General features: G+C 71.8%; 21 protein-coding genes. 9 read left to right on the top strand and 12 right to left on the bottom strand.

Going from position 1 to position 20,651, the window contains the following annotated elements:
- Positions 1-93: 93 nt before the first annotated feature.
- Together ACIQRL_RS15010 and ACIQRL_RS15005 are read right to left on the bottom strand one after the other, a co-directional pair.
- Complete coding sequence (locus ACIQRL_RS15010) at positions 94-738, bottom strand: TetR/AcrR family transcriptional regulator (RefSeq protein ID WP_401331589.1); 645 nt, start codon at positions 736-738, stop codon at positions 94-96.
- Positions 739-807: 69 nt separating this feature from the next.
- Positions 808-1,179 (bottom strand): DUF4267 domain-containing protein, encoded by a 372-nt coding sequence (locus tag ACIQRL_RS15005; protein WP_401331587.1) that lies wholly within the window; start codon positions 1,177-1,179, stop codon positions 808-810.
- 87 nt (positions 1,180-1,266) lie between these two features.
- Here ACIQRL_RS15005 and ACIQRL_RS15000 point away from each other — a divergent pair, with 87 nt between their 5' ends.
- On the top strand, positions 1,267-1,845 hold the full coding sequence (locus ACIQRL_RS15000) for a TetR/AcrR family transcriptional regulator (RefSeq protein ID WP_401331585.1): 579 nt from the start codon (positions 1,267-1,269) through the stop codon (positions 1,843-1,845).
- A gap of 133 nt (positions 1,846-1,978) precedes the next feature.
- Complete coding sequence (locus ACIQRL_RS14995; protein WP_401331583.1) at positions 1,979-2,797, top strand: SAM-dependent methyltransferase; 819 nt, start codon at positions 1,979-1,981, stop codon at positions 2,795-2,797.
- A gap of 186 nt (positions 2,798-2,983) precedes the next feature.
- Here the strand turns inward: ACIQRL_RS14995 and ACIQRL_RS14990 are convergent, their stop codons facing one another.
- Entirely contained in the window at positions 2,984-3,907 is a 924-nt protein-coding gene (locus tag ACIQRL_RS14990; protein ID WP_401331581.1) for a helix-turn-helix domain-containing protein, read from the bottom strand.
- Positions 3,908-4,035: 128 nt separating this feature from the next.
- Positions 4,036-4,266, bottom strand: coding sequence for a DUF397 domain-containing protein (locus ACIQRL_RS14985; protein WP_401331579.1), 231 nt, complete (start codon positions 4,264-4,266; stop codon positions 4,036-4,038).
- Between the two features lie 290 nt (positions 4,267-4,556).
- On the opposite strand from ACIQRL_RS14985, the gene ACIQRL_RS14980 reads away from it, so the two are divergent.
- On the top strand, positions 4,557-5,030 hold the full coding sequence (locus tag ACIQRL_RS14980; RefSeq protein WP_401331577.1) for a hypothetical protein: 474 nt from the start codon (positions 4,557-4,559) through the stop codon (positions 5,028-5,030).
- A 92-nt stretch (positions 5,031-5,122) separates the two neighbouring features.
- Here the strand turns inward: ACIQRL_RS14980 and ACIQRL_RS14975 are convergent, their stop codons facing one another.
- The 5 genes from ACIQRL_RS14975 to zapE form a co-directional block, all read right to left on the bottom strand.
- Positions 5,123-5,872, bottom strand: coding sequence for a peptidyl-tRNA hydrolase (locus ACIQRL_RS14975; protein ID WP_401331575.1), 750 nt, complete (start codon positions 5,870-5,872; stop codon positions 5,123-5,125).
- Between the two features lie 105 nt (positions 5,873-5,977).
- A complete protein-coding gene (locus ACIQRL_RS14970; RefSeq protein WP_401331573.1) occupies positions 5,978-6,184 on the bottom strand; it encodes a hypothetical protein in 207 nt (68 codons plus the stop codon).
- Between the two features lie 111 nt (positions 6,185-6,295).
- Positions 6,296-7,174 carry a polysaccharide deacetylase family protein gene (locus ACIQRL_RS14965; RefSeq protein ID WP_401331571.1) on the bottom strand — a complete coding sequence of 293 codons (879 nt, stop codon included), beginning with the start codon at positions 7,172-7,174 and terminating at the stop codon, positions 6,296-6,298.
- Positions 7,175-7,389: 215 nt separating this feature from the next.
- Positions 7,390-8,427, bottom strand: coding sequence for a slipin family protein (locus ACIQRL_RS14960; protein WP_401331569.1), 1,038 nt, complete (start codon positions 8,425-8,427; stop codon positions 7,390-7,392).
- Between the two features lie 149 nt (positions 8,428-8,576).
- Positions 8,577-9,722, bottom strand: a complete 1,146-nt coding sequence (zapE, locus tag ACIQRL_RS14955) for a cell division protein ZapE (protein ID WP_401331567.1) — start codon at positions 9,720-9,722, stop codon at positions 8,577-8,579.
- On the opposite strand from zapE, the gene ACIQRL_RS14950 reads away from it, so the two are divergent.
- The 4 genes from ACIQRL_RS14950 to msrB all read left to right on the top strand — a co-directional run bounded on the left by ACIQRL_RS14950 (position 9,721) and on the right by msrB (position 13,330).
- Positions 9,721-10,515: a pyrimidine reductase family protein gene (locus tag ACIQRL_RS14950; RefSeq protein WP_401331565.1), complete on the top strand. Its 795-nt coding sequence runs from the start codon at positions 9,721-9,723 to the stop codon at positions 10,513-10,515. The two genes, zapE and ACIQRL_RS14950, sit on opposite strands and share 2 nt — an antisense overlap.
- Positions 10,516-10,646: 131 nt before the next feature.
- Positions 10,647-11,120, top strand: a complete 474-nt coding sequence (locus tag ACIQRL_RS14945) for an indole-3-glycerol phosphate synthase (RefSeq protein WP_401331563.1) — start codon at positions 10,647-10,649, stop codon at positions 11,118-11,120.
- A 367-nt stretch (positions 11,121-11,487) separates the two neighbouring features.
- A complete protein-coding gene (gene murC / locus ACIQRL_RS14940; protein ID WP_401331561.1) occupies positions 11,488-12,876 on the top strand; it encodes a UDP-N-acetylmuramate--L-alanine ligase in 1,389 nt (462 codons plus the stop codon).
- A gap of 46 nt (positions 12,877-12,922) precedes the next feature.
- Positions 12,923-13,330 (top strand): peptide-methionine (R)-S-oxide reductase MsrB, encoded by a 408-nt coding sequence (gene msrB / locus ACIQRL_RS14935; RefSeq protein WP_401331559.1) that lies wholly within the window; start codon positions 12,923-12,925, stop codon positions 13,328-13,330.
- Positions 13,331-13,557: 227 nt separating this feature from the next.
- Here msrB and ACIQRL_RS14930 read toward each other — a convergent pair whose 3' ends face one another.
- Positions 13,558-14,682, bottom strand: a complete 1,125-nt coding sequence (locus ACIQRL_RS14930) for a YbhN family protein (protein WP_401331557.1) — start codon at positions 14,680-14,682, stop codon at positions 13,558-13,560.
- A gap of 492 nt (positions 14,683-15,174) precedes the next feature.
- Here ACIQRL_RS14930 and ACIQRL_RS14925 point away from each other — a divergent pair, with 492 nt between their 5' ends.
- Positions 15,175-16,578, top strand: coding sequence for a YhgE/Pip domain-containing protein (locus tag ACIQRL_RS14925; protein WP_401331555.1), 1,404 nt, complete (start codon positions 15,175-15,177; stop codon positions 16,576-16,578).
- 46 nt (positions 16,579-16,624) lie between these two features.
- Here ACIQRL_RS14925 and ACIQRL_RS14920 read toward each other — a convergent pair whose 3' ends face one another.
- Both ACIQRL_RS14920 and ACIQRL_RS14915 read right to left on the bottom strand, forming a co-directional pair.
- A complete protein-coding gene (locus ACIQRL_RS14920; RefSeq protein ID WP_401331553.1) occupies positions 16,625-17,494 on the bottom strand; it encodes a LysR family transcriptional regulator in 870 nt (289 codons plus the stop codon).
- A 200-nt stretch (positions 17,495-17,694) separates the two neighbouring features.
- The gene (locus ACIQRL_RS14915) at positions 17,695-18,678 is read right to left on the bottom strand and encodes a helix-turn-helix domain-containing protein (RefSeq protein ID WP_401331551.1); all 984 of its coding nucleotides are present in this window, start codon (positions 18,676-18,678) and stop codon (positions 17,695-17,697) included.
- A gap of 194 nt (positions 18,679-18,872) precedes the next feature.
- Between ACIQRL_RS14915 and ACIQRL_RS14910 the strand changes: the two genes are divergently transcribed.
- Positions 18,873-20,651, top strand: a 1,779-nt coding sequence (locus ACIQRL_RS14910; protein ID WP_401331549.1) for an ATP-binding protein, incomplete at its 3' end; no start/stop codon positions are given.

Raw genomic sequence — 20,651 nt, 5'->3', positions numbered from 1 at the left:
GAGCATAAAACTGAGCGAACGATCGTGCTACTTGTCTTCACGGAACCCCGCCGAACGTCATGACGTGTGCCGTGGCGTCAGTTCTCTTGCGGGTCAGAGGAGTTCGGGCACCTGGCCCGGATCGGTCGCCGCCGCGCGCAGCCGCGAGGTGATCGCGACGCCGGCCCTGCGGTAGGCGGTCGATTCGCCGTGCAGGACGGAGAGCGCGTTGGCCGTCTCCACCAACGCGACGAGCTCGAAGGCGAGTTGGGCGGCGTCCGTGTCGGAGCGGAGTTCGCCGAGGTCGCGGGCCTCGGCGACGGTGTGCTCGACGTGGTCCGCCCAGGCCCGCTGGGCCCGGGCCACCGCGTCGTGGACGGGGCCGGGCCGGGCGTCGAACTCGGCGACGACCTCGTAGAAGAAACAGCCGCCGGGGAAGACCCGGCTCCGCGAGTACTCCAGCCAGAGTTCGCACAGCCGCCGGAGGCGGGCGACGCCGGCCGGGGTCTCGGCCGCGGGGCGGTTCACGCGCTCGACGTGGATGCGTGAGGCCTCGCGCACGGTGGCCAGTTGCAGCTCCTGCTGGGACCCGAAGAGGGCGAAGACGCCGCTCTTGCTGAGCCCGAGCTCGGTGGCGAGGCGTCCGACGGACAGCGCCTCGAGTCCCTCGGCCGAGGCGATGTCGACCGTGCGGCGGAGGACCGACTGCCGTGTGCGGTTGCCGCGTTCGACCCTGCCGTCCAGCCGGGTGCCGGTCATCCGGACCTCCCACCTTCACGTTTGGGGGCCAAGCGTAGCCCGGCGCGCTCGGGGGCCCGCCGGGCTGCGTCAGACGGCGAAGAGAAGGCCGGCGCTGACGAGGACGAGTGCGGCCGTGGCGAAGTGGATGCCGAAGGCGACGGCCCTCGTGCCGCCGTGGCGCAGCACTATCAGGGTGTCGCCGAGCGGCACCAGGGCCACGGTCAGCATGAACCAGGCCTCCGCCCCGGCGCCGGCGAAGGCCAGCAGGGCCAGGCCCATGACGCCGAAGACGGTGTCGCGCAGCCCCTTGATCTCCAGATAGGCGGCGTCGCCGCCCGGCTTGGCCGGGACGCCGTAACCCGTGGCGGCCGCCACGGGCCGCACCAGGAATCGCGCCCCGATGAACAGGACCAGGAGGTCGAGCACGATGGCCAGGCCGTAGGCCGTGGGAGTGAGCATGTCGGATCTCCTTGCTAGCGGCGCTAGGGACAGGAGCGACGATAGCGTATCGACGATATGAATGCTAGCGATGCTAGAATCGAAGCCATGTCGATCCAGACACGCCGAGAGCGCGAACGAGCTGAGCGCGAGGGGCTGATCGTGACGGCCGCCCGCGAACTGGCCGAAACCGAGGGCTGGGACGCGGTGACCATGCGTCGGCTGGCCGCCGAGATCGAGTACAGCCAGCCGGTGCTCTACAACCATTTCAAGGGCAGGGGCGCCATCATGGCGGCCGTCGCGGTGCGGGGTTTCGCCGAACTGGCGAGGGAGTTGCGTGCCGCGCGCACGGCGGTGACCGACCCCGGCGCGGCCCTGGCCGCCGTGGGCGCGGCCTATGCCGGCTTCGGCGAGCGCCGGCCGGCGCTGTACGACGCGATGTTCACGCACGTCATCGACCTGCCGTTGGTGATGGCCGAGGCGCCGTCCGCCCTGCGGGACGCCCTCGGCGAACTGCGGGAGGCGATCCTGCCGCTCGCCGGGGACGACGACCCGGCCGTCCTCGCCGAGACCTACTGGAGCGGTCTGCACGGCCTGGTCACCCTGATGCGCGGCGGGCGCATGCCCCGGGCGGGCCACGAGCGGCGGCTGTCCCTGCTGATCGGCCATTTCACGCCACCCCGCTGACCCGGGAGCGCGGGCCGGCACGGGATCCTCACCGCGTCCTCCCTTCGAGGACTGGTAAGGCCAACTTCCGTTTCCCTAGTATGGGTTGCCGGTCGGGCCAGTCGGGTTGGCGCGACACGGATCTGGGGGAACGATGCAGCCTGGCGAGCAGCTGTCCACGTCCATCGACGCCACGGTGCCCACGGCCGCGCGCATGTACGACCACTACCTGGGCGGCAAGGACAACTACGCCGCCGACCGGGCGGCCTGCGAAGAGCTGGACAAGGTCGTGCCCAGCACCCGCGCGCTGGCGTTGAACAACCGGCGCTTCCTGCAGCGGGTGGTCAGGACGCTGGCGGACGGATACGGAATCAGGCAGTTCCTCGACCACGGATCCGGCCTGCCCACCCAGAACAACGTGCACCAGGTCGCCCAGGAGATCGACGAGGCCTCCCGGGTGGTGTACGTCGACGTCGACCCGATGGTGCTGGTGCACGGCCGGGCCCTGCTGGACCAGAACGATCGCACGGCCGTCATCCACGCCGACCTGCGGGAGACCGAGGCGATCTTCGACCACCCCGACACCCGGCGGCTGATAGACCTCTCCCAGCCGGTGGCCGTGCTCTTCAACTCGGTGTTCCACTGCATCCCGGACAGCGAGACGGACGGGCCCCTCCCCGTGATCCGCCGTGTCGCCGAACGGCTCGCGCCCGGCAGCTTCATGGTCATGTGCCAGTTGGTCAGCGAGGACGCGGAGGTCCGGAAGTTCGTCACCGACTTCATGGCCACCGCGACGCAGGGCCACTGGGGCCGGGTGCGCCAGGAGAAGGACGTGGCGGAGTTCTTCGACGGCATGGACATCCTCGAACCCGGACTCGTGGAAGTGTCCACCTGGCGTCCGGACACCGACGTCGTGCCGCGCCAACTCACCCAGGAGTGGATCGAGTTCGGCGGGGTCGGCCGCATCCGCTAGGCCGGTCCGGCGGAGCCCGCTCCCCGTCCGTCCCTGTGTGTGCCGCGTGATCCGCGGGGCGGGTCCCTTCGCGGCGCCGTGGCGGCGGGTGGTCCGCCGGCGTCTTCGTGGGCGCGACACGCACTCGGCGCCCCACCCCGCGGGTCCTCGCCGGATCGACCAAGGGTGACCCGGTGCGATGCCCCGTCAGTGCGAGGCGTTGTAGCGCCGGTCCGCCGTGTCGCGCAGCAACGCGAGGGATGCGCGAGGGCTGAGGGCCTCGTCGGCGAGCCGGTCCAGTACCACGCGGTACTCCTCCGTCTCGTCGCGGTCCTCCAGGAAGTTGGCGCTCCTGATGTGCTCCAGGTAGACGATGTCGGGCAGTTCGACACCGCCGAAGCGCAGATAGGTGACGGGGATGGCCGGTGCCGAGGCGTTCGTGACGTCCAACGGCACGACCTGCACGATCACATGGGGACGCTGAGCCATCGCGATGAGGTGCTCCAGCTGGGCGCGCATCACCTCGCGGCTGCCCAGGACCCGGAGCAGAACGGACTCGTCGACGACGGCCCACAGATGAGGGGGGTCCGCCCGGTTCAGCAGCTCCCGCCGGCGCATCCGCAGTTCCACCCGGCGCTGTACCTCACCGGCCGGCGCCGTCGGCAGGCCGCGTTCCACCACGGCGCGGGTGTAGTCGGGAGTCTGCAACAGTCCCGGAACGTACTGGATCTCGAAGGTGCGGATGGTGGTGGCCGCCTCCTGGAGCCCGACCAGCCGGTCGAACCACTCGGGCATCAACCGCTTGTCGTAGCGCTGCCACCATCCCGGCTCACCGGCGCGCTTCAGGAGTCTGAGGAGGACCGACACCTCGTAGTCGTCGGTCCCGTACAGCTCGAGCAGCGCCCGGACGTCGCCCTCCGTGGGGGGCTTGCGGCCCTTGCCCGCCTCTATGCGTGACAGCTTCGCCCCGCTGAACCCCAGGGAACGCGCCGCCTGTTCCTGGGAGAGGCCCGCGTCCTCGCGGGCCCCGGCGAGCTGCACGCCGACCAGCATCTTCAGCAGAGTGGGGGCGGGCTCCGGCCGGCTCAGATACGGTTCGAGGCGGGAGGCGCGGGGTGACTCGACGGACATCCTGACTCCCAGTCGACCGGCAGAAGACAGTCAAAATTATCGCACTGCGCCGGACTCTGCCGCAGGGGGAGGCAGAAGTGGACAACTGGCCTTCCGCTTCAACGGAGTTCGGCGGGTCCGGGACCGTCTCACAGCAGGTGGTCGAACTCCCCCTCCTTCGCGCCGGCCAGGAACGCGGCCACTTCCGCCGGGGTGTAGACGAGCGCCGGACCATTGGGGTCGCGGGAGTTGCGCACCGCGATGCCTCCGTCGCCCAGAGAGGCCACCTCGACGCAGTTGCCCTCGGCGTTGCTGTGCCTGCTCTTGATCCAGCGGACGCTCAGCGAGCTCGCCCGCACTCCGTTCGGCACTGATGGCACCAACGCGCACTCTCCTTGCTGACGTTCCACCGCCCGTGCGCCCGGACGGCCACCCGCTCGCGGGCCCCGGCCGGACCTCACGCGGCCCCTGCCTCTCGTCTTCGTGCAATTTCTCGTGCAATTGCACGAAGACGCTGTCGGCGTGGATAATAGCCGTGGCGTCAACCTCGTTGCCAGCGGTGAGTGCTGACGTCATCTCAGGAGCCTCCCTCGGGGGCGTGATCGTCCGGACGGGCTGTCGGTCCCGCCCGAGCACCTGACACTGTCCGACGCCTTCGGAGGGAGCGGAAATGGCAACACCACTCAAAAACCTGGAACGCGTGTCGTGGGACGAGATCAAGGACTCCAAGGGGTCGGCGGAGGCCATCCCGTTCCTGCTCAACACGGTTGCCTGGGGTGACGCGGCGACGGCCAGGGCCGCGCTCCAGGACCTGCGGGAGCGAATCTGCCAGTACGGATTCGTCGTGGAGCAGGCGACGGCCGCGACCGTCCCCTTCCTCTGGGAACTCGCCGAACTTCCCCAGGTCACCTGCCGTGTGCAGATAATCCAGCTCCTGAAGGACATCGCGGACGCCCGGCAGTGGGAGCGCACGGCCGCCGCCTACCCCAAGCTCCTCAACCGCCGCGAGAACTGGGTGGGCTGGGAACGCGAAGCCCGCCAGGCCGTACGCGCCCACCGCGGCACCCTGCAGCACCTGCTCGCCGAGCCGGACACCGAACTCGTCCGGGTCACCACGGAACTCGCCTGCACGCTGGCCGACTGAGGCTCCGGACCCACGGGCCGGGCGCAGGTGCGCACCCGCACCACGTCGACCGCGCCCGGAGCCGGGCAGAGCACCTGGGCGTCAGCCCGCTGTCAGCCCGCCGAGTCCGGTGTGCGTTCCGGCAGGGCGCCGACGCGGTCGTGCCCCTCGACGGCGACGGTCAGTCCGGGGGCGATCTCCGTGAACCCCGCGTCACGGACCAACGGCCGCTCCGAGGCCGTCAGTTCACTCCAGTGGGCCGGATCCGCGGTGCGCACGGACAGCGCGAAACCCGCGTCGCGCCAGGCGGCCCGCTCCTTCTCCGACAGCTCCCACCAGGCCAGTTGGGCGCCATGACCCGTCTGCGCCATCGTCTTGCCGGCCGACATCTCGAGTTCCGGGTTGAGCCACAGCACGGGCGCCGCCGGATCGGCCGGTGCCGGCGGCTCCGGATCGTCGAGGTCCGTACCGGACACCTGGAGCCGCGCCAGATCCTTCGGCCAGCCGTCCAGCGGTACCGGCGGGAAGACCCGCACCTCCGCGGACCCCCCGGTCACCGTGATGCCGGGCAGAGCCTCGGCCCGCCGCCACTCGGCACCGCGCGCCCGCCGTACGACCTTGCGGATCCGGGCGTCCTGCCAGTCCCGCATCGCCTGCGCCCACTCGCCCTCCCCGAGCGAACGCTCGTCGCTCAGGATGGTCAGTACGGCCCGCGCCGCGGTCTCCAGCGCGTCGGTGCGCGCCGGGGGAGCGGCCTTCTCGATGTGGACGACCAGCGGCAGCACGAACTGCCGCGCCTTGTCACGCACGGTGGGCTCGGTACGGAACGGGCTGTCCTCGGCGGAGGTCGGGTCGCTGCTCACGCCCACCAGTCTGCCAGGCGGAAGATCCGTTCCGAACGGACGGCCGGTTCTCGCGGCCGTCCACCGGTCCCGCGGCCGCCCGTCCCGAGGCCGCGCCCCTGTCGGTCAGCCCGAACACGCGGTGCGCTGGGCCTCCTGCCAGGCGCAGACGGGGCACAGCGTGATCCCCTTGTGTGACTCCGGGTACTCGGTGGGCTCACGGCACAGCACGCACTCCGCGTACGGCGGCCCGCCCTGTCCCGCCGCGTCGGGGCCGCCGACGGACTCTCCGGCCGGCCCGTCGGCGCCTATCGCGCAGTAGTCGTCGCTCATGCCCGCAGCTTACGAGTGACCGGCGGCCGGGACACAGGAGGAGCGGAGTGCCGGGACGTACGGGGGACGGGCGTGCCGGGACGTACGAGGGGCGGGTGGACCGGGGGATGCTCAGTGCCGTGCGTCCGCCGCGCCGATGAGCTGGGACACCTTCACGAACCGGAAGCCCCTGTGCCGCAGTTCGGGAACGACCGTCCGCAGGGCCCGCTCGGTCGTCGGCGCCGCGCTGCGGGTGCAGTGCATGACGACGACGGACCCGGACCGCACACCCTCGAGGACCTGTTGTGCCACGGCGTCGGCGTCCGTCGCGAAAGCGTCCCCGCTCACCACGTCCCACTGCACGGCGGTGACCCCGGCCGCGCTCAGCGCGCGCAGCGACCGCTGGTCGTAACACCCGCCGGGGAAACGGAAGTAGGGCATCGCGTTCCGTACCCCGGCCTTCCTGAAGGCGTCGTACGCCCGCTCCACGTCCGCGCGCATCCTGTCCTCGGGCACGGTCGGCAGCCCGTAGCAGTCGCTGGTGAAGGCGTAGTGACTGTACGAGTGGTTGGCGATCTCGAACAGCGGGTCCTGCCCGATGTCCTTGGCCTCCCGCGGGTACTCGTCGGCCCACCGGCCCGTCATGAAGACGGTCGCGGGCACCTTGAACTTCCGCAGCGTCGCGATCAGCCGCGGATTGTCGAAATGCTCACCGGCCGCCGCCCGCGCCCCCTCGTCCGCGGTCATGTCCGCGTCGAAGGTCAGTGCGACGGTCTTGGCCCGTGTGCGCGGCCCGTTCTTGAAGACGGGCGTCAGCCCGGCGGGTCCGGGCGCGAGCGTGGGCGGTCGCGAGGCGGTGGCGCCGGAGCTGGCGAGGGCGGTGGCGGTGGTGGGCGCGTGGTGTCCCCGGCGGGCGGCAGCCGGACTCGCCGGCCCGCCGCACGCGGTGAGGGCGGCACCGAGTGCTCCCACGGTGCAGGTCACGGCGACGCTCCGTAGAGAGAGATTCATTGTGTGACGATATGAGAATAAATGTGATGATGCGGTCATTGCCGAGGGTGTGCCGCCCGTCCGCGGCCCCGGAGTCACCCGCCCGCGTCTCTCCGGGGCCGCGCCGCGTGCTCAGTCCGCCTGCTGGGCCTGCTCGGCCGGGTCGGTCTGCTCGGCCGGGGCGGCCGGGGCGGCCGGGTCGGCCGGGTCGAGCAGACCCGGGGCGGGCACGGGATCTATCCCGTGGGCGCCTCCGGCTCCGCGCGCTCCGGCCCCGTCCCGGATTCCTCCGCTTCCCCGGACCCGTCCGGCTCCCCGGGATCCGTCGGTGTTCCGGGTGCGCGCAGGATTCCGAACGCGTCCGGGATCCCGAGCCCGTCCGTGTCCGTGAACGCCTCCGACAGGCCGAGCGCCTCCGGAACTCCGTTGATCCGGTCCGGCACGGTGGGAGGTTCCGCGGGCGGTACGTCCGGCTGTCGCGCCCGCTGCGGCTCCGTCGGCATCGGAGGCTGTCCGGACTGCGCGCGTTCCAGGAAGCGCAGCAGTTCCACCGGGAAGGGCAGGACGAGTGTGGAGTTCTTCTCGGCCGCGACGGCCACCACCGTCTGCAGCAGGCGCAGCTGGAGCGCGGCCGGCTGTTCCGACATCACCTCGGCGGCCTGGGCCAGCTTCTTGGAAGCCTGCAACTCCGCGTCGGCGTTGATGATCCGGGCCCTGCGTTCACGGTCCGCCTCGGCCTGCCGGGCCATGGACCGCTTCATCGTCTCCGGCAGCGACACGTCCTTGATCTCGACCCGGTCGATCTGTACACCCCAGCCGATCGCCGGACTGTCGATCATCAACTCCATGCCCTGGTTGAGCATTTCGCGGTTGGACAGCAGGTCGTCCAGGTCGCTCTTGCCGATGATCGAGCGCAGTGACGTCTGTGCCATCTGGGAGACCGCGAAGCGGTAGTCCTCGACCTGGATGACCGCGTTCGCCGCGTCCACCACCTTGAAGTAGACGACCGCGTCCACCCGGACCGTGACGTTGTCCCGGGTGATGCCCTCCTGGGCCGGCACGGACAGGGTCACGATCTGCATGTTGACCTTGCGCAGCCGGTCCACGAACGGCACGACCATGGTGAAGCCGGGGCGGCGGACCTCTCCCGCGAGCCGTCCGAGACGGAGGACCACTCCGCGTTCGTACTGTTTGATGACCCGGGCGCTGGCTGCGACGTAGACCAGGGAGGCGGACCCGGCCGCCACGATCCCCACGATGATTTCCTGGATCATGACGACCCCCTTCCGGGGTGCCCGTTCTGTCTGACATCTCCACTTTACGTCGCGGAGGCACGGTTGTTGCCGGATCCGCCCGCGGGGTAGCGGGCCGGCGGAGTGCCTGGAAGAGGAGGTGCCCGGAAGGGGGTGCCCTGAACGAGGTCCTAGACTCCCCGGCCCTCCACGAGGCCCTTCGCGTCACGGGCGAGCGCGGTCAGCCGGGAGATCGCGCGGAAGTACTTCTTGCGGTACCCGCCGTTCAGCATCTCCTCGCTGAACAGCCGGTCGAACGGCATTCCGGAGGCGAGGACCGGCACCTCACGGTCGTACAGCCGGTCGGCGAGGACCACGAGCCGCAGCGCCGTCGACTGGTCCGGGACGGGCTGGACGTCGGTGAGGCAGACCGCCCCGATCCCGTCGGTGAGGGCGCCGTACCGGCTCGGGTGGACACGGGCGAGATGGTCCAGCAGGTGCGGGAAGTCGTCCAGGGAGGCGCCGTCGGTGGCGTACGCCGCCTTGGTGACCTCCTCGTCGGAGAACGGGGCGGGCGCCTCGGGCAGCCCGCGGTGGCGGTAGTCCTCACCGTCGATGCGCAGCGGACGGAAGCGCGCGGACAGGCCCTGGATCTCCCGCAGGAAGTCGGCGGACGCGAACCGGCCCTCGCCGAGCTTGCCAGGAAGTGTGTTCGAGGTGGCCGCCAGGGCGACGCCCGCGTCGACCAGCTTGCCGAGCAGGGTGGAGACGAGGACGGTGTCCCCCGGGTCGTCGAGTTCGAACTCGTCGATGCACAGGAGGCGGTGCCCGGAGAGGGTCTGCACGGTCTTCTGGAAGCCGAGCGCGCCCACCAGGTTCGTCAGCTCCACGAAGGTGCCGAACGCCTTGAGCGAGGGCTCCGCCGGGGTCGCGTGCCACAGGGAGGCCAGGAGGTGGGTCTTGCCGACGCCGTAGCCGCCGTCCAGGTAGACGCCCCGGGGGCCGGCCTGTGTCTTCGGCGCCTTGCCGAAGCCGAACAGCCGCCGCTTGGGCGCGCCCACGGCGTGCGCCCCGCCCAGCCCCGCGGCGAAGCCTTCGAGGACGCCCACGGCCTCGGTCTGGCTGGGCTGGTTCGGGTCCGGGAGGTACGTGGCGAACCGGACCGAGTCGAAGCGCGGCGGCGGCACCATCTCGGCGACGAGCCGGTCGGCGGGGACGTGCGGCTCGCGGGCGCACAGGGACAGGGGTGCCGCTTCGGCTATCGGGTCGATCGCGGAGGCGGTGGAGGTGGACGACACGGTTCCCCACTCTATGCGCCGTGCCACACTGCTCGTCATGCGACGCCTGTTCCCTGTGACCTACGAAACAGCAGCCCAGGCCTCCGCCGAGGCCTCCGTGACGGATGTGGCGGAGCGCGAGTGGGAACTCGGCGAACTGGCGGAGGCCTACGCCTACCCCCAGGTCCAGGGGCCCTGGCTGCGGGCCAACATGGTGTCCACGCTCGACGGCGCGGCCCAGCACGACGGGCGCTCGCAGCCCATCTCGAACGCCACCGACATGCGGATCTTCGGCGTCCTGCGCGGTCTCGCGGACGTCGTGGTCGTCGGGGCGGAGACGGCGCGGCAGGAGGGCTACCGGCCGGCACGCGCGCGTGAGGCCTTCGCGGCACTCCGGGAGGCCGCCGGACAGGGCCCCGCGCCCGCCATCGCCGTGGTCACGGCGAGCCTCGACCTCGACTTCTCGCTGCCGCTCTTCACCTCGCCCCTGGTGCCCACGCTGGTGCTGACGGGTGCCGCGGCCGCCCCGGACCGGATCGCGGCGGCCGAGCGGGCGGGCGCGCAGGTGGTGATCGCCGGGGACGGCAGGGGGATCGATCCCGCCCGCGCCGTACGGGCTCTGGGCGACCTCGGGCACACCAGGCTGCTGACCGAGGGCGGGCCCCGGCTGCTGGGCCAGCTGATCGCGGCCGGCGTGCTGGACGAGATGTGCCTGACCCTGGCCCCGATGCTCGCCGCGGGCGACGCCCAGCGGATCGCCGGTGGACCCTCGGTGCCGGTCCCGCGACAGCTCGAACTGGTGTCTTTGCTGGAAGAGGCCGGGTTCCTGTACAGCCGATACCGTCGGCCCTGACAAGCCGTCGGAATGGCTGGTTCCGTTTCTCTTCCGGTGGGCACACTAAATCGCGCAGTACCCGTGCGGTCACGGGGCAGGATGGTTTCCGCAGGGGCCGGGACGGCCCACGGACGAGAAGGGCGCCTGTCGTGTTCACAAGCGTATTGATGATCGAGAAGGCCCTGACGTCCGCCGACGTGGAGTTCGTCACCACCTTGCACGGTGACGAGACGGTCGCCTTCCACGTACTGCTCCAGCCCCGGGGCGACCAGGCGGACCGGCTGCTGCGGGCCATCGACGACGTGGCGCTCGGCGAGATCGACGAGGCGGCCCGCGAGGGCGACACACCGGAGGGCGAGGCGGCCGCCAGCCAGGGTGAGCAGGCGCTGGAGGTGTCGCTGCTGGCCCTGCGCTCGTCCGGCAGCGCGGCCGAGGGGCGGCTCATCGAGGACCACCCGCTCGACGCGCTGAAGAGCCTGGTCGACGAGGTGGAGGCCGACGAGGTCATCGTGCTGACCGACCCCCACTACGTGGAGGAGTTCTTCCACCGCGACTGGGCCTCGCGGGCCCGCCACAAGGTGGGCGTCCCGGTGCTGAAGCTGTTCTCGCACAGCAAGGCGTGAGCGGGCCCCGAGCCCCGGGCCCCGGGGGCGCGGCGGGTACGGGGTCGCGTCCGGGGGCGTGAGGGCGCCGCGTGCGGCGCAGCCCCCGCTGCCCCGGAGTGGTGCGGGGCGCGGCTCCGCCATTGCCGGTTCCCGGGGAATGAGCGGCGCGGGCGCGAATCCGGTCCAGGGACGTCCCAGGGCGTGCGGCCGGTGGTCCGTTGTCCTGGCGTTCCTCGGGAGACGGCTGGGCGTCCGCCCCGGGTGGCCGGGGCCGGTACGCCGGTGTCCCTTGTGAGGCACTGTCCGCCGTACCCCATAGGCTGGGTCCGCGTTCTCCTCGGGAGAGCGCGCCCACCTTCGTACCGGATCTTGGGGAGATACACGCATGGCACCCGGCCTTCCTACCGCGATGGACCGACCGCACTTCATCGGCATCGGCGGCGCCGGGATGTCGGGTATCGCGAAGATCCTCGCGCAGCGCGGAGCCCAGGTGGCGGGCAGCGACGCGAAGGAGTCCGCCACCGCCGAGGCGCTGCGAGCGCTGGGCGCCACGGTCCACATCGGGCACGCGGGGGACCACCTCGCCCCCGACGCCACCTGCGTCGTCGTCTCCTCCGCGATCCGCGCGGACAACCCGGAGCTCGCCCGGGCCGCCGAGCTCGGCATCCCGGTGGTCCACCGCTCGGACGCCCTCGCCCGCCTGATGGACGACCTGCGCCCGATCGCGGTCGCGGGCACCCACGGCAAGACGACCACCACCTCGATGCTGGCCGTGTCCCTGTCGTCGCTCGGCCTCTCCCCGTCGTACGCCATCGGCGGCGACCTCGACGCCCCCGGTTCGAACGCCCTGCACGGCGAGGGCGAGATCTTCGTCGCCGAGGCCGACGAGTCGGACCGCAGCTTCCACAAGTACGCGCCCGAGGTCGCGATCATCCTCAACGTCGAGCTCGACCACCACGCCAACTACGCGTCCATGGAAGAGATCTACGAGTCCTTCGAGACGTTCGTGGACCGTGTCACCGAGGGCGGCACGCTGGTGATCTCGGCGGACCACGAGGGCGCCCGCGAGCTGACCCGCAGGGTCACGGGCCGGGACGTCCGCGTGGTGACGTACGGCGATGCCGCCGACGCGGACGTCCGGGTGCTCTCCGTGGTCCCGCACGGCCTGAAGAGCGAGGTCACGGTCCTGCTGGACGGCGCCGAGCTGACCTTCACGGTCTCCGTCCCCGGCCGCCACTACGCGCACAACGCGGTCGCCGCGCTGGCCGCGGGAGTCGCCCTCGGCATCCCGGCCGCCGAACTGGCCCCCGCGCTCGCCTCGTACACCGGCGTGAAGCGCCGCCTCCAGCTCAAGGGCGAGGCGGCCGGAGTCCAGGTCATCGACTCCTACGCGCACCACCCGACCGAGATGACCGCCGACCTGGAGGCCATGCGGGCCGGCGCCTCGGGCCGCATCCTCGTGGTCTTCCAGCCGCACCTGTTCTCCCGCACCCAGGAGCTGGGCAAGGAGATGGGCGAGGCCCTGTCGCTGGCGGACGCCTCCGTCGTCCTGGACATCTACCCGGCCCGCGAGGACCCGATCCCGGGTGTCACCAGCGAACTGATCCTCACGGCCGCCCGGGCCGCGGGCGCGGAGGTGACGCCGGTGCACGACAAGGCCGAGGTGCCGTCGGTCGTCGCGGGAATGACGAAGCCCGGTGATCTCGTTCTCACCATGGGCGCGGGCGACGTGACGGATCTCGGACCGGAGATCCTCGCCCGGCTGTCCGAGTGACCATGGCCCCCAGCGGGGCCTCCTTGAGCGTGAGGGGTTGAGCTTCATGTCGTACGACATCGAAAAGCCGGACGAGCAGTGGCGCGCGGAGCTGACCCCGGCCGAGTACACGGTGCTGCGCAAGGCGGGCACCGAGCCCGCCTTCACCGGCGAGTACACCGACACCAAGGCGAAGGGCGTCTACTCCTGTCGCGCCTGCGGCGCCGAACTCTTCACCTCCACGGAGAAGTTCGAGTCGCACTGCGGCTGGCCGTCCTTCTACGACCCGAAGGACTCCGACGCCGTCGAGCTGATCCAGGACCGCTCGCACGGCATGGCCCGCACCGAGGTGCGCTGCGCCCGCTGCGGATCGCACCTCGGCCATGTGTTCGAGGGTGAGGGGTACGCGACCCCGACGGATCAGCGGTACTGCATCAACTCGATCTCGTTGCGGCTGACGCCCGACGAGGGCTGAGCCGGGGCCGGCCGGGGCCCGCACACCGGACCGCGACGGCCGCCGCCTTACGGCGGCCGTTCGCTCGGGTGCGGGTTAGGTCGGGTTGGGGGCGCCACCAGGCCCGGGCGATCCGTACGACCCACCAGGCGTGGACGAGGACTTTGTCGCGTGCCGTCTTCTCCGCGGCACCCCCGAGCGCTGCTTCGCCGCTCGCCGTACGGGACTCCCCGGGGGCGAACGAGGAGTCAGAGCACCTTGCGGTGGACGAGGGCCGAGAGGACGAGGGTGCCCGGGAGCAGGGGGATCCAGACCGTCAGGACGCGGTAGCCGATGACGGTGGCCGTCGACAGGCCCATCGGGGCGCCCAGCGCGACCATGGTGAACACCAGGGCCGCGTCCACCGGGCCGATTCCGCCCGGCGCGGGTACGGCGCCCACGGCGGTACTGGCGATCAGCAGCGCGAACACCACCTGCGCCCACGACAACGGCAGCCCGAGTGAGAAGCCGACCGACGCGATCACGCTTCCCTGGAGCACCGGGGTGGCGGCCGACCCGCCCCACAGGGCGAGTACGCGACTGGGCCGGGTGTGCAGGATCCGGACATCGGTCAGCGCGGTGCGCAGGAAGTCGACGGCCGGGCGGCGCAGCGGACGGACGATCTTCAGGAGCAGGCAGGCGGTCGTGAGACCGAGCACCACGCTTCCTCCGGCCAGGAACAGCGTCCAGCGGTCCGGCGCGAGTTCGCCGAGCCGGAGGGTGTCCTCGAAGGCCACCAGGAAGAGGATCAGCACCGGCATCTTCGCCACCGGCTTGACCAGCGAGTACAGGGCGAGCGAGGCGGTCGCGCGGGGCAGCGGTATGCCTTGGTTCTGCAGGAAGCGCAGAGTGACCGCATGGGCGCCGATGCTCGCCGGAAGTACGTGGTTGGCGGCGCCGGCGGCGAACTGCGACGCCAGCAGCAGGCCGGGCGGCAGCCTTTCCGGCAGGGCACCCTGACGGACGCACGCGGCGGCCACCCAACCCAGCAGGGTGAAGAAGACCCCGGCGAGCAGCCACCAGGGATCGGCCGCACCCAGACGGGTGACGCCGTCGCGCAGCGCGCGCCAGTCCAGCGCCGCCCACGTTCCGATCAACAGCAGGGGGAGCAGCGCCAGGACCAGGCGGACGAGCCGGGTGAGGGCCGTGCGCCGGGTGGCGGAGGGGGAGCTGGTGGGGGAAGGGGGATGCGCGGAAAGGGGGTGGGCCGCGCCAGGCGCATCGCCAGGTGAATCGCTGGGTGCGGGTGCGGGTACGGGGACGGGGACGGAGGTGGCGACGGAGGTGGGTGTGGGTGTGGGGGCGGGGAGACTGTCGAGCGGGGGCAGGGACACGGCGCACGTCGTCCTTCCGCGTCACGCCCGCGTACGGACGGACGGAATCCGAGGCGTTGCAACGGGGACGGGGGAAACGTGCCCGTTCGGTGTGACGCCACGGTGTCCGGGAGGGGAAGTGGGGCCAGCGTGTGAGCGACACGGCCGGAGATGTCGGCCGGGGCGTCGAACGGCTGACCCGGACGAGGGACGTCCGGCCCGGGTGACGGAGGTCCGCAGGGGCGGGAACGCGGCCGTGCTCGGGTCGTCGTGCGGGCGAGCGCCTTCTGCACCTCCCGTGTGGCCGTACGTACGACTCGGCCGTACCGACTCGGCCGTACCGATTCGGCCGTAGGACCCGGGAGTGGAGCCGTCCGGCGCCGGGGACTCGGCGAGTCGCCGTCCATGAGACGCGCGTACAGCCGATCCTGACCTGACGTGCGGCCCCGGACTCCCCGGCCGGGCCGCGCGCCCACCGCCGCTCCCGCGCCGCCCCGGAACCTACGGAGATCCATGGACGCCGACAGCAATCAGCCCGCGGACGACGGCGACGAGGACGCCAAGGCGACGGGCAGCGGTGACGCCCCGCGCGTCGGCGGTCCTGGCGGCCCGGACGCCGGCCGGGGTGCCCGCGTCGGTGCGCCCGCCCAGGCGCGTGCCGCAGCGCTCCTGCGCCGTCCGAAGCTGTGGCTGGTGCCCACCGTGCTGACGGGGCTGCTCGCGCTGCTGCTGTCGCTGCTCTACATGGGCGGCATCGTCGACCCGAGCCGGCATCTGCACGACCTGCCGATCGGACTGGTCAACGAGGACACCGGCAAACCGCCTCCGGGGCAGCGGCAGAACGTGGGCACCCAGGTCACCGCGGCCATCGTCGCGAGCGACACCTCCGGCACGGCCGACTGGCGCAGACTCACCCGCGCGCAGGCCCAGGACGAACTCTCCTCCGGCAGGATCTACGGCGCCCTGGTCGTCCCCAGGAACTTCACCGACTCCCTGACCGCGCTGACCACGGCGAACGCCACGGTCCGGCCCACGATGACGGTGCTGACCAACCCCGGTACGGGCAGCCTCGGTTCGTCGCTGGCCAGTCGGATCACCACAGCGGCCGCTCAGCAGGCCTCCACGACGATCGGCAAGGAACTGTCGGCGTCGCCCGTGACCGCCAAGGCGGACTCCACCACGCGACTGCTCCTCGCCGATCCCGTCCAGGTCGTCACCCGGGTCGGCCACCCCATCGGCGCACACAGCGGTCTCGGGCTGAGCGCGTTCTACTACACCCTGCTCCTGGTACTGGCCGGATTCCTCGGCGGCAACCTCATCAGTACCGGCGTCGACACGGCCCTGGGCTATGCCGACAACGAGATCGGCCCCTGGCACACCCGCCGCCCGACCGTGCCGATCAACCGTACCCAGACCCTGCTCCTGAAGATGGTCATGACCGCCGGGATCACCGTGCTCACGGTCTCCCTGGTCATGCTGGCCACCGTCGCGATCCTCGGCATGGACGCCACCCACCTGCCCTTGCTGTGGATCTACTCCTACTGCGCCAGCCTGGCCGTAGGACTGGGCGTCCAGGCGATCAACGCGGCCTTCGGCGGGATCGGGCAGCTCGTGTCCATGTTCGTGTTCATCGTGCTGGGCCTGCCGTCCTCGGGCGCCACCGTGCCGCTCCAGGCGGTCCCCGGCTTCTACCGCTTCCTGTCGGTCTTCGAGCCCATGCGCCAGCTCAGCGACGGGGTGCGCGCCATCCTCTTCTTCGACGCGCGCGCCGACGCCGGGCTGGGCCGCGCCTGGCTCATGATCGGCGTCGGCGCCGTGCTCGCCCTTGTCTTCGGCTTCGCGATGACCCGCTACTACGACCGCAAGGGCCTGACCCGCCTGACCCCTCAGCCCGCCCACCCCGCCGGATCCGCCTGACCGGCGTGCGTACCACCGCCACCGGACCGACGGAGCGCGTACGTCCTCAGGGCATGTGCCGCAGCAGCGCGGTGACCGCCGGCGGGGTGTCGCCGCGGGGGTGGACCATCATGATCTTCCAGTGGGGTGCGTGCCGGGCGAAGGCGTGGGTGCTGAGGTCGGGGAACTGTCCGGCGATCGAGGCGGGCATGACGCAGACGCCCAGGTCGCTCCGGACGAGTTCGGCCGCGGCGACGATGTCGTCGACCTCGAAGGTCGTCTCCCGTTCCACGGCCGCGGCACGGAACGCCCGGTCGACGGCGAAGCGGATGGCCCAGCCCGGGGTGAAGTCCACCAGGGGCAGCCGGGCGGTCTCGGCGAGCGTGACCGTGCCGTCCGGGCCGGTTCCGGTGAGAGCCCGCCGCGGGGCGGACACCAGCACCATCTCCTCGTACGACAGCGGCCGGGTCACCAGACCGCGCTGCCGCTGCCGGTCGAGCGCGACCACGGCCAGGTCTACGGTGCCCTCGCGCAGCGCGTGCCGGATGTCGGTCACGGACGTCTGCCGCAAGCGCACGACCACGCCGGGGTGCTCGGCGCGCAGCGCGGCCAGCGGCCGGTGGAGGTCGGCCCAGACACCCTGCGTCGTGCCGATCGTGATCCTGCCCCGGAGCTGTCCGCGGACCAGGTCGACGGTCGCCCGCGCCTGTTCCGCCGCCCGCAGCGCGGCGCGCGCCGCCGGGACGAAGACCTCGCCCGCCGGGGTCAGGAACACCCGGTGCGTGGTGCGGTCGAACAGGGGGGTGCCCAGCTCCCGTTCCAGCGCGAGGACCGTGCTCGACACGGCGGACTGCACCACGTGCAGCCGTTGGGCCGCCGCGGTGAAACCGCCCTCCTCGGCCACCGCGACCACGACCTCCATCTGCCGCAGATCCATCTCCACTCCCGAAGAAGCAGTCCGTCTCCGTCCGAGATCCCGTCCTGTGTCGATTGTCCCAGGCCGGGAGCGTCGGAGGGGTTCCGACGAGATGCCGTCGGCGGACAGGCGGACAGGCGGGACGGCAGGCAGGCGGACATGCGAAGGGCGGGCAGGCGTAGGGACGTACGGGCTGGGGCGGGCTGGGCGGCCCTGCCCTGTCATGTCCCACGGACGCCGTTGCGCATCTCCCGTGGGCTCACCCCGAAGCGCTGCCGGAACGCGGTGCTGAGGGCGCTGGCCGACGAGAACCCCGAGGCGTAGGCCAGATCGGTGATGGTCAGACGTTCGCAGTCGCCGCACCGGAGGCGTTCGCGGACCAGGCGCAGACGCTCCTCGCGGATCAGGTCGCGGGGGGTGGTGCCCGCGTGCTGCAGGGCCAGTTGGATCTGGCGCAGCGACCAGCCGAGGGCGTGCGCCATGGACGTGCCGGTGAGGCCGGGATCGGCGGCGTTCTCGCGGACATGGCGGCGGACGGCCGTCTCCACGTCCGCCAGATGGCGGGCGCCGTCGGGGCGGTCGTCGCCCGCGGTGAGCATGCACAGCAGCTCGACCACACGGTCGGACACGGCGTTGAACTGGGAGTCGGTGAGGTCGTCGCGCTCGGCGTACAGACCGTCGAGCATCGAGCGGACGACGCGGCCGAGGCCCCTGCTCAGGTCGAGGCCGGTGGCCAGCGGCGACTTGCGGTTCAGCGGGCCGTCCAGTTCGCGGGCCGGGATCGTGAGGACGAACGCCTGGGTGGAGGCATCCTGGAGGCACTGGAACGGCGACCCGAAGGAGACGAGCGTGCCCGTCCCCGGGGTCAGCCGGGCCTCGTGACCCTCCTGACGCAGGACGATCTCCCCGCTCAGCGGGAGCAGTAACCGGTAGTCCCCGTCGGGGTCCTCACGGATCTGCCGTGCGGTCCTGCTGTACTCGATCTCGTCCGACCGGAACCTGACGAGTTGATACGCCTCCGTACGCTGACGCACCGTCTCACCGCGGAAGTCGGCGGTACCGCTGTACCGGTAGCCCATCCGGGACTGGTACGACCCGATGTGCGCGCTCCAGAAGTCGGTCCGCTCCCACGGTTCCACCGCACCCGTCGACCTGGTCTCCACCAGGTAGTTTCCCGCAGGCAACGACACCATCAACTCCCGCATGGGTGAGGGTAGTCACGCGGTGTCAGCCTAGTGCACACAGCCGGTGCGCATGAGGGCAACTTCCTTGCGCACCGCGGCAAGCGCGGAGAGCGTCGTGGGGCTACCGTCATGCGCCGCGCCAACTCGCGCCCCACCCCTCACTTTTCTTGCTTCCACCCCAGCAATGCGTCTCTGGATAAGAGGACTTGAGGACCATGAACGATCGGATACCGGAGGCCGTGTCCTGGTGCCTGGCCGCCGGCCTGCTCGCCGTCACCGTGCTGCTGCTGCGCCAGCGAGGGATCAGCAGGCGACAGCGCCGGCGGGCCGCCGGGCTCGCGGAGGACCTGCGGGTCCGCGACGAGGAGCTGCGCCACCTGGCCGAGATCCGTCTGCCCGCCCTGGAGGACGCCCCTCACCAGCACGTTCCCGCGGGTGTCCCGGCTTCCGGCCCGTTCGATGTCCGGCTGACCGGCACGGACTTCGCGAAGCACCTCGACACCGTCCTCGAACGTTTCTCTGAAGCGGTGGGACACGCCCAGGCGCGCGCCGACCAGTCCGCGAAGTCCGCGCTCAAGGCGTCGATGCGTTCGATCCAGGCCCTCGCCAACGAGCAGCAGGTGTCCATCGCGGAGATGCAGGACCGGCACGACCACCCCGACGTGCTGCGCGACCTACTCGAAATCGACCACACCAACGCCCAGTTCGGCCGTCGTGCGCAGGCCATCGCCGTCCTGTGCGGCTCCTGGCCCGGACGGCAGCGCAGCACCTCCGCGCTGACGGAGGTGGTGCGCGGCGCGACCTCCCGTGTCCGCGACTACCGGCGCGTCCGCGTCAACGGTCAGGTCGACGTCGCCGTCGAGAGCCGCGCGGTCGAACCGGTGGTCCTCGCCGTCGCCGAACTGCTGGACAACGCGGCACGCCACTCGCAGCCGAACACCACCGTCGAGGTGACCGTCCAGTCGGCGCACAACGGCGCCTGCGTGGTCGTCGACGACGCCGGTGTCGGTATGGACGGCCAGGCGACCGAGCGGGCCGCCGCGCTGCTGACCGGCCGTGACCCGGTGGACGTGACCCGGCTCGACGATCCGCCGCAGTTCGGCTTCGCCGTCGTCGGCGTGCTCGCCGCACGGTACGGATTCCGCGTCTCGGTGGACACGCGGTCCCCGTACGGGGGTGTCCGCGCCGTGGTGTTCCTGCCGTCGAACCTGCTCACTCATCTGGCCCCCGCGATGGAGGTGCCGCCGCGGGCGGAGCCCTCGCGGGCGGGCGGGCGGCCGGTGGGTCCGGGGGTGGCGTCCCGGGCGCCGCTGCGTCCCACGCGTCGGGCGGCCGAGCCCGTCGAGACGACGACGGCCGGTGGTCTGCCGAAGCGGCGGCGCCGCGGACCGGAGCAGGCGTCCGCCGCCGCTCCCGCGGCTCCAGCCGCCGCACCGGCCGTGCCCGCCGAGCCCGCCGTGTCCGCCGAGGACGTCAGCGCGCGGTCGGCCGAGGAGAACGCCCGGCGTATGGGCGCGTTCGCCCGCGGCACCCGCTTCGGCCGCGCGGACCGGGACGCCACCGGCACCCCGGCGGCCCCGCGGCCGCCCGACGCCCCCGGAAACCCCGAGGCCTTCGCACCACCGGACGGTCCGCCGACATCGACGGATGCCCCGGTGACGCACGCGGACGCCCTGATCACGCGGACGCACGCTCCGGCGGCACCCACGAATTCCCCCGTGCCACCGACACGGGCCCCGCGGACGTCGACGGATGTTCCGGTGCCGCCGACACGGGTCCCCGTGATACCGGCGGATGTTCCGGTGCCGCCGACGCGCGCCGGGGTGTCGTCTGCGCCCGCTCCGGTGTCGTCGACGGATGCTCCGGTGCCGCCGGCGCAGGTCCTCGTGGCGCTGACGGACGCTCCGGTGTCGTCGACGGACGCCCGGGTGTCGTCGACGGATGCCCCGTTGCCGCCGAGGCACGCCCCGGTGCCGTCGGCGCAGGTCCTCCGT

The organism is Streptomyces sp. NPDC091209, assembly GCF_044757755.1.
In the GTDB taxonomy this organism is placed as follows: domain Bacteria; phylum Actinomycetota; class Actinomycetes; order Streptomycetales; family Streptomycetaceae; genus Streptomyces.
Note: the sequence above shows the minus strand (reverse complement) of the source record. Positions and strands in the feature narration are given on the sequence as shown.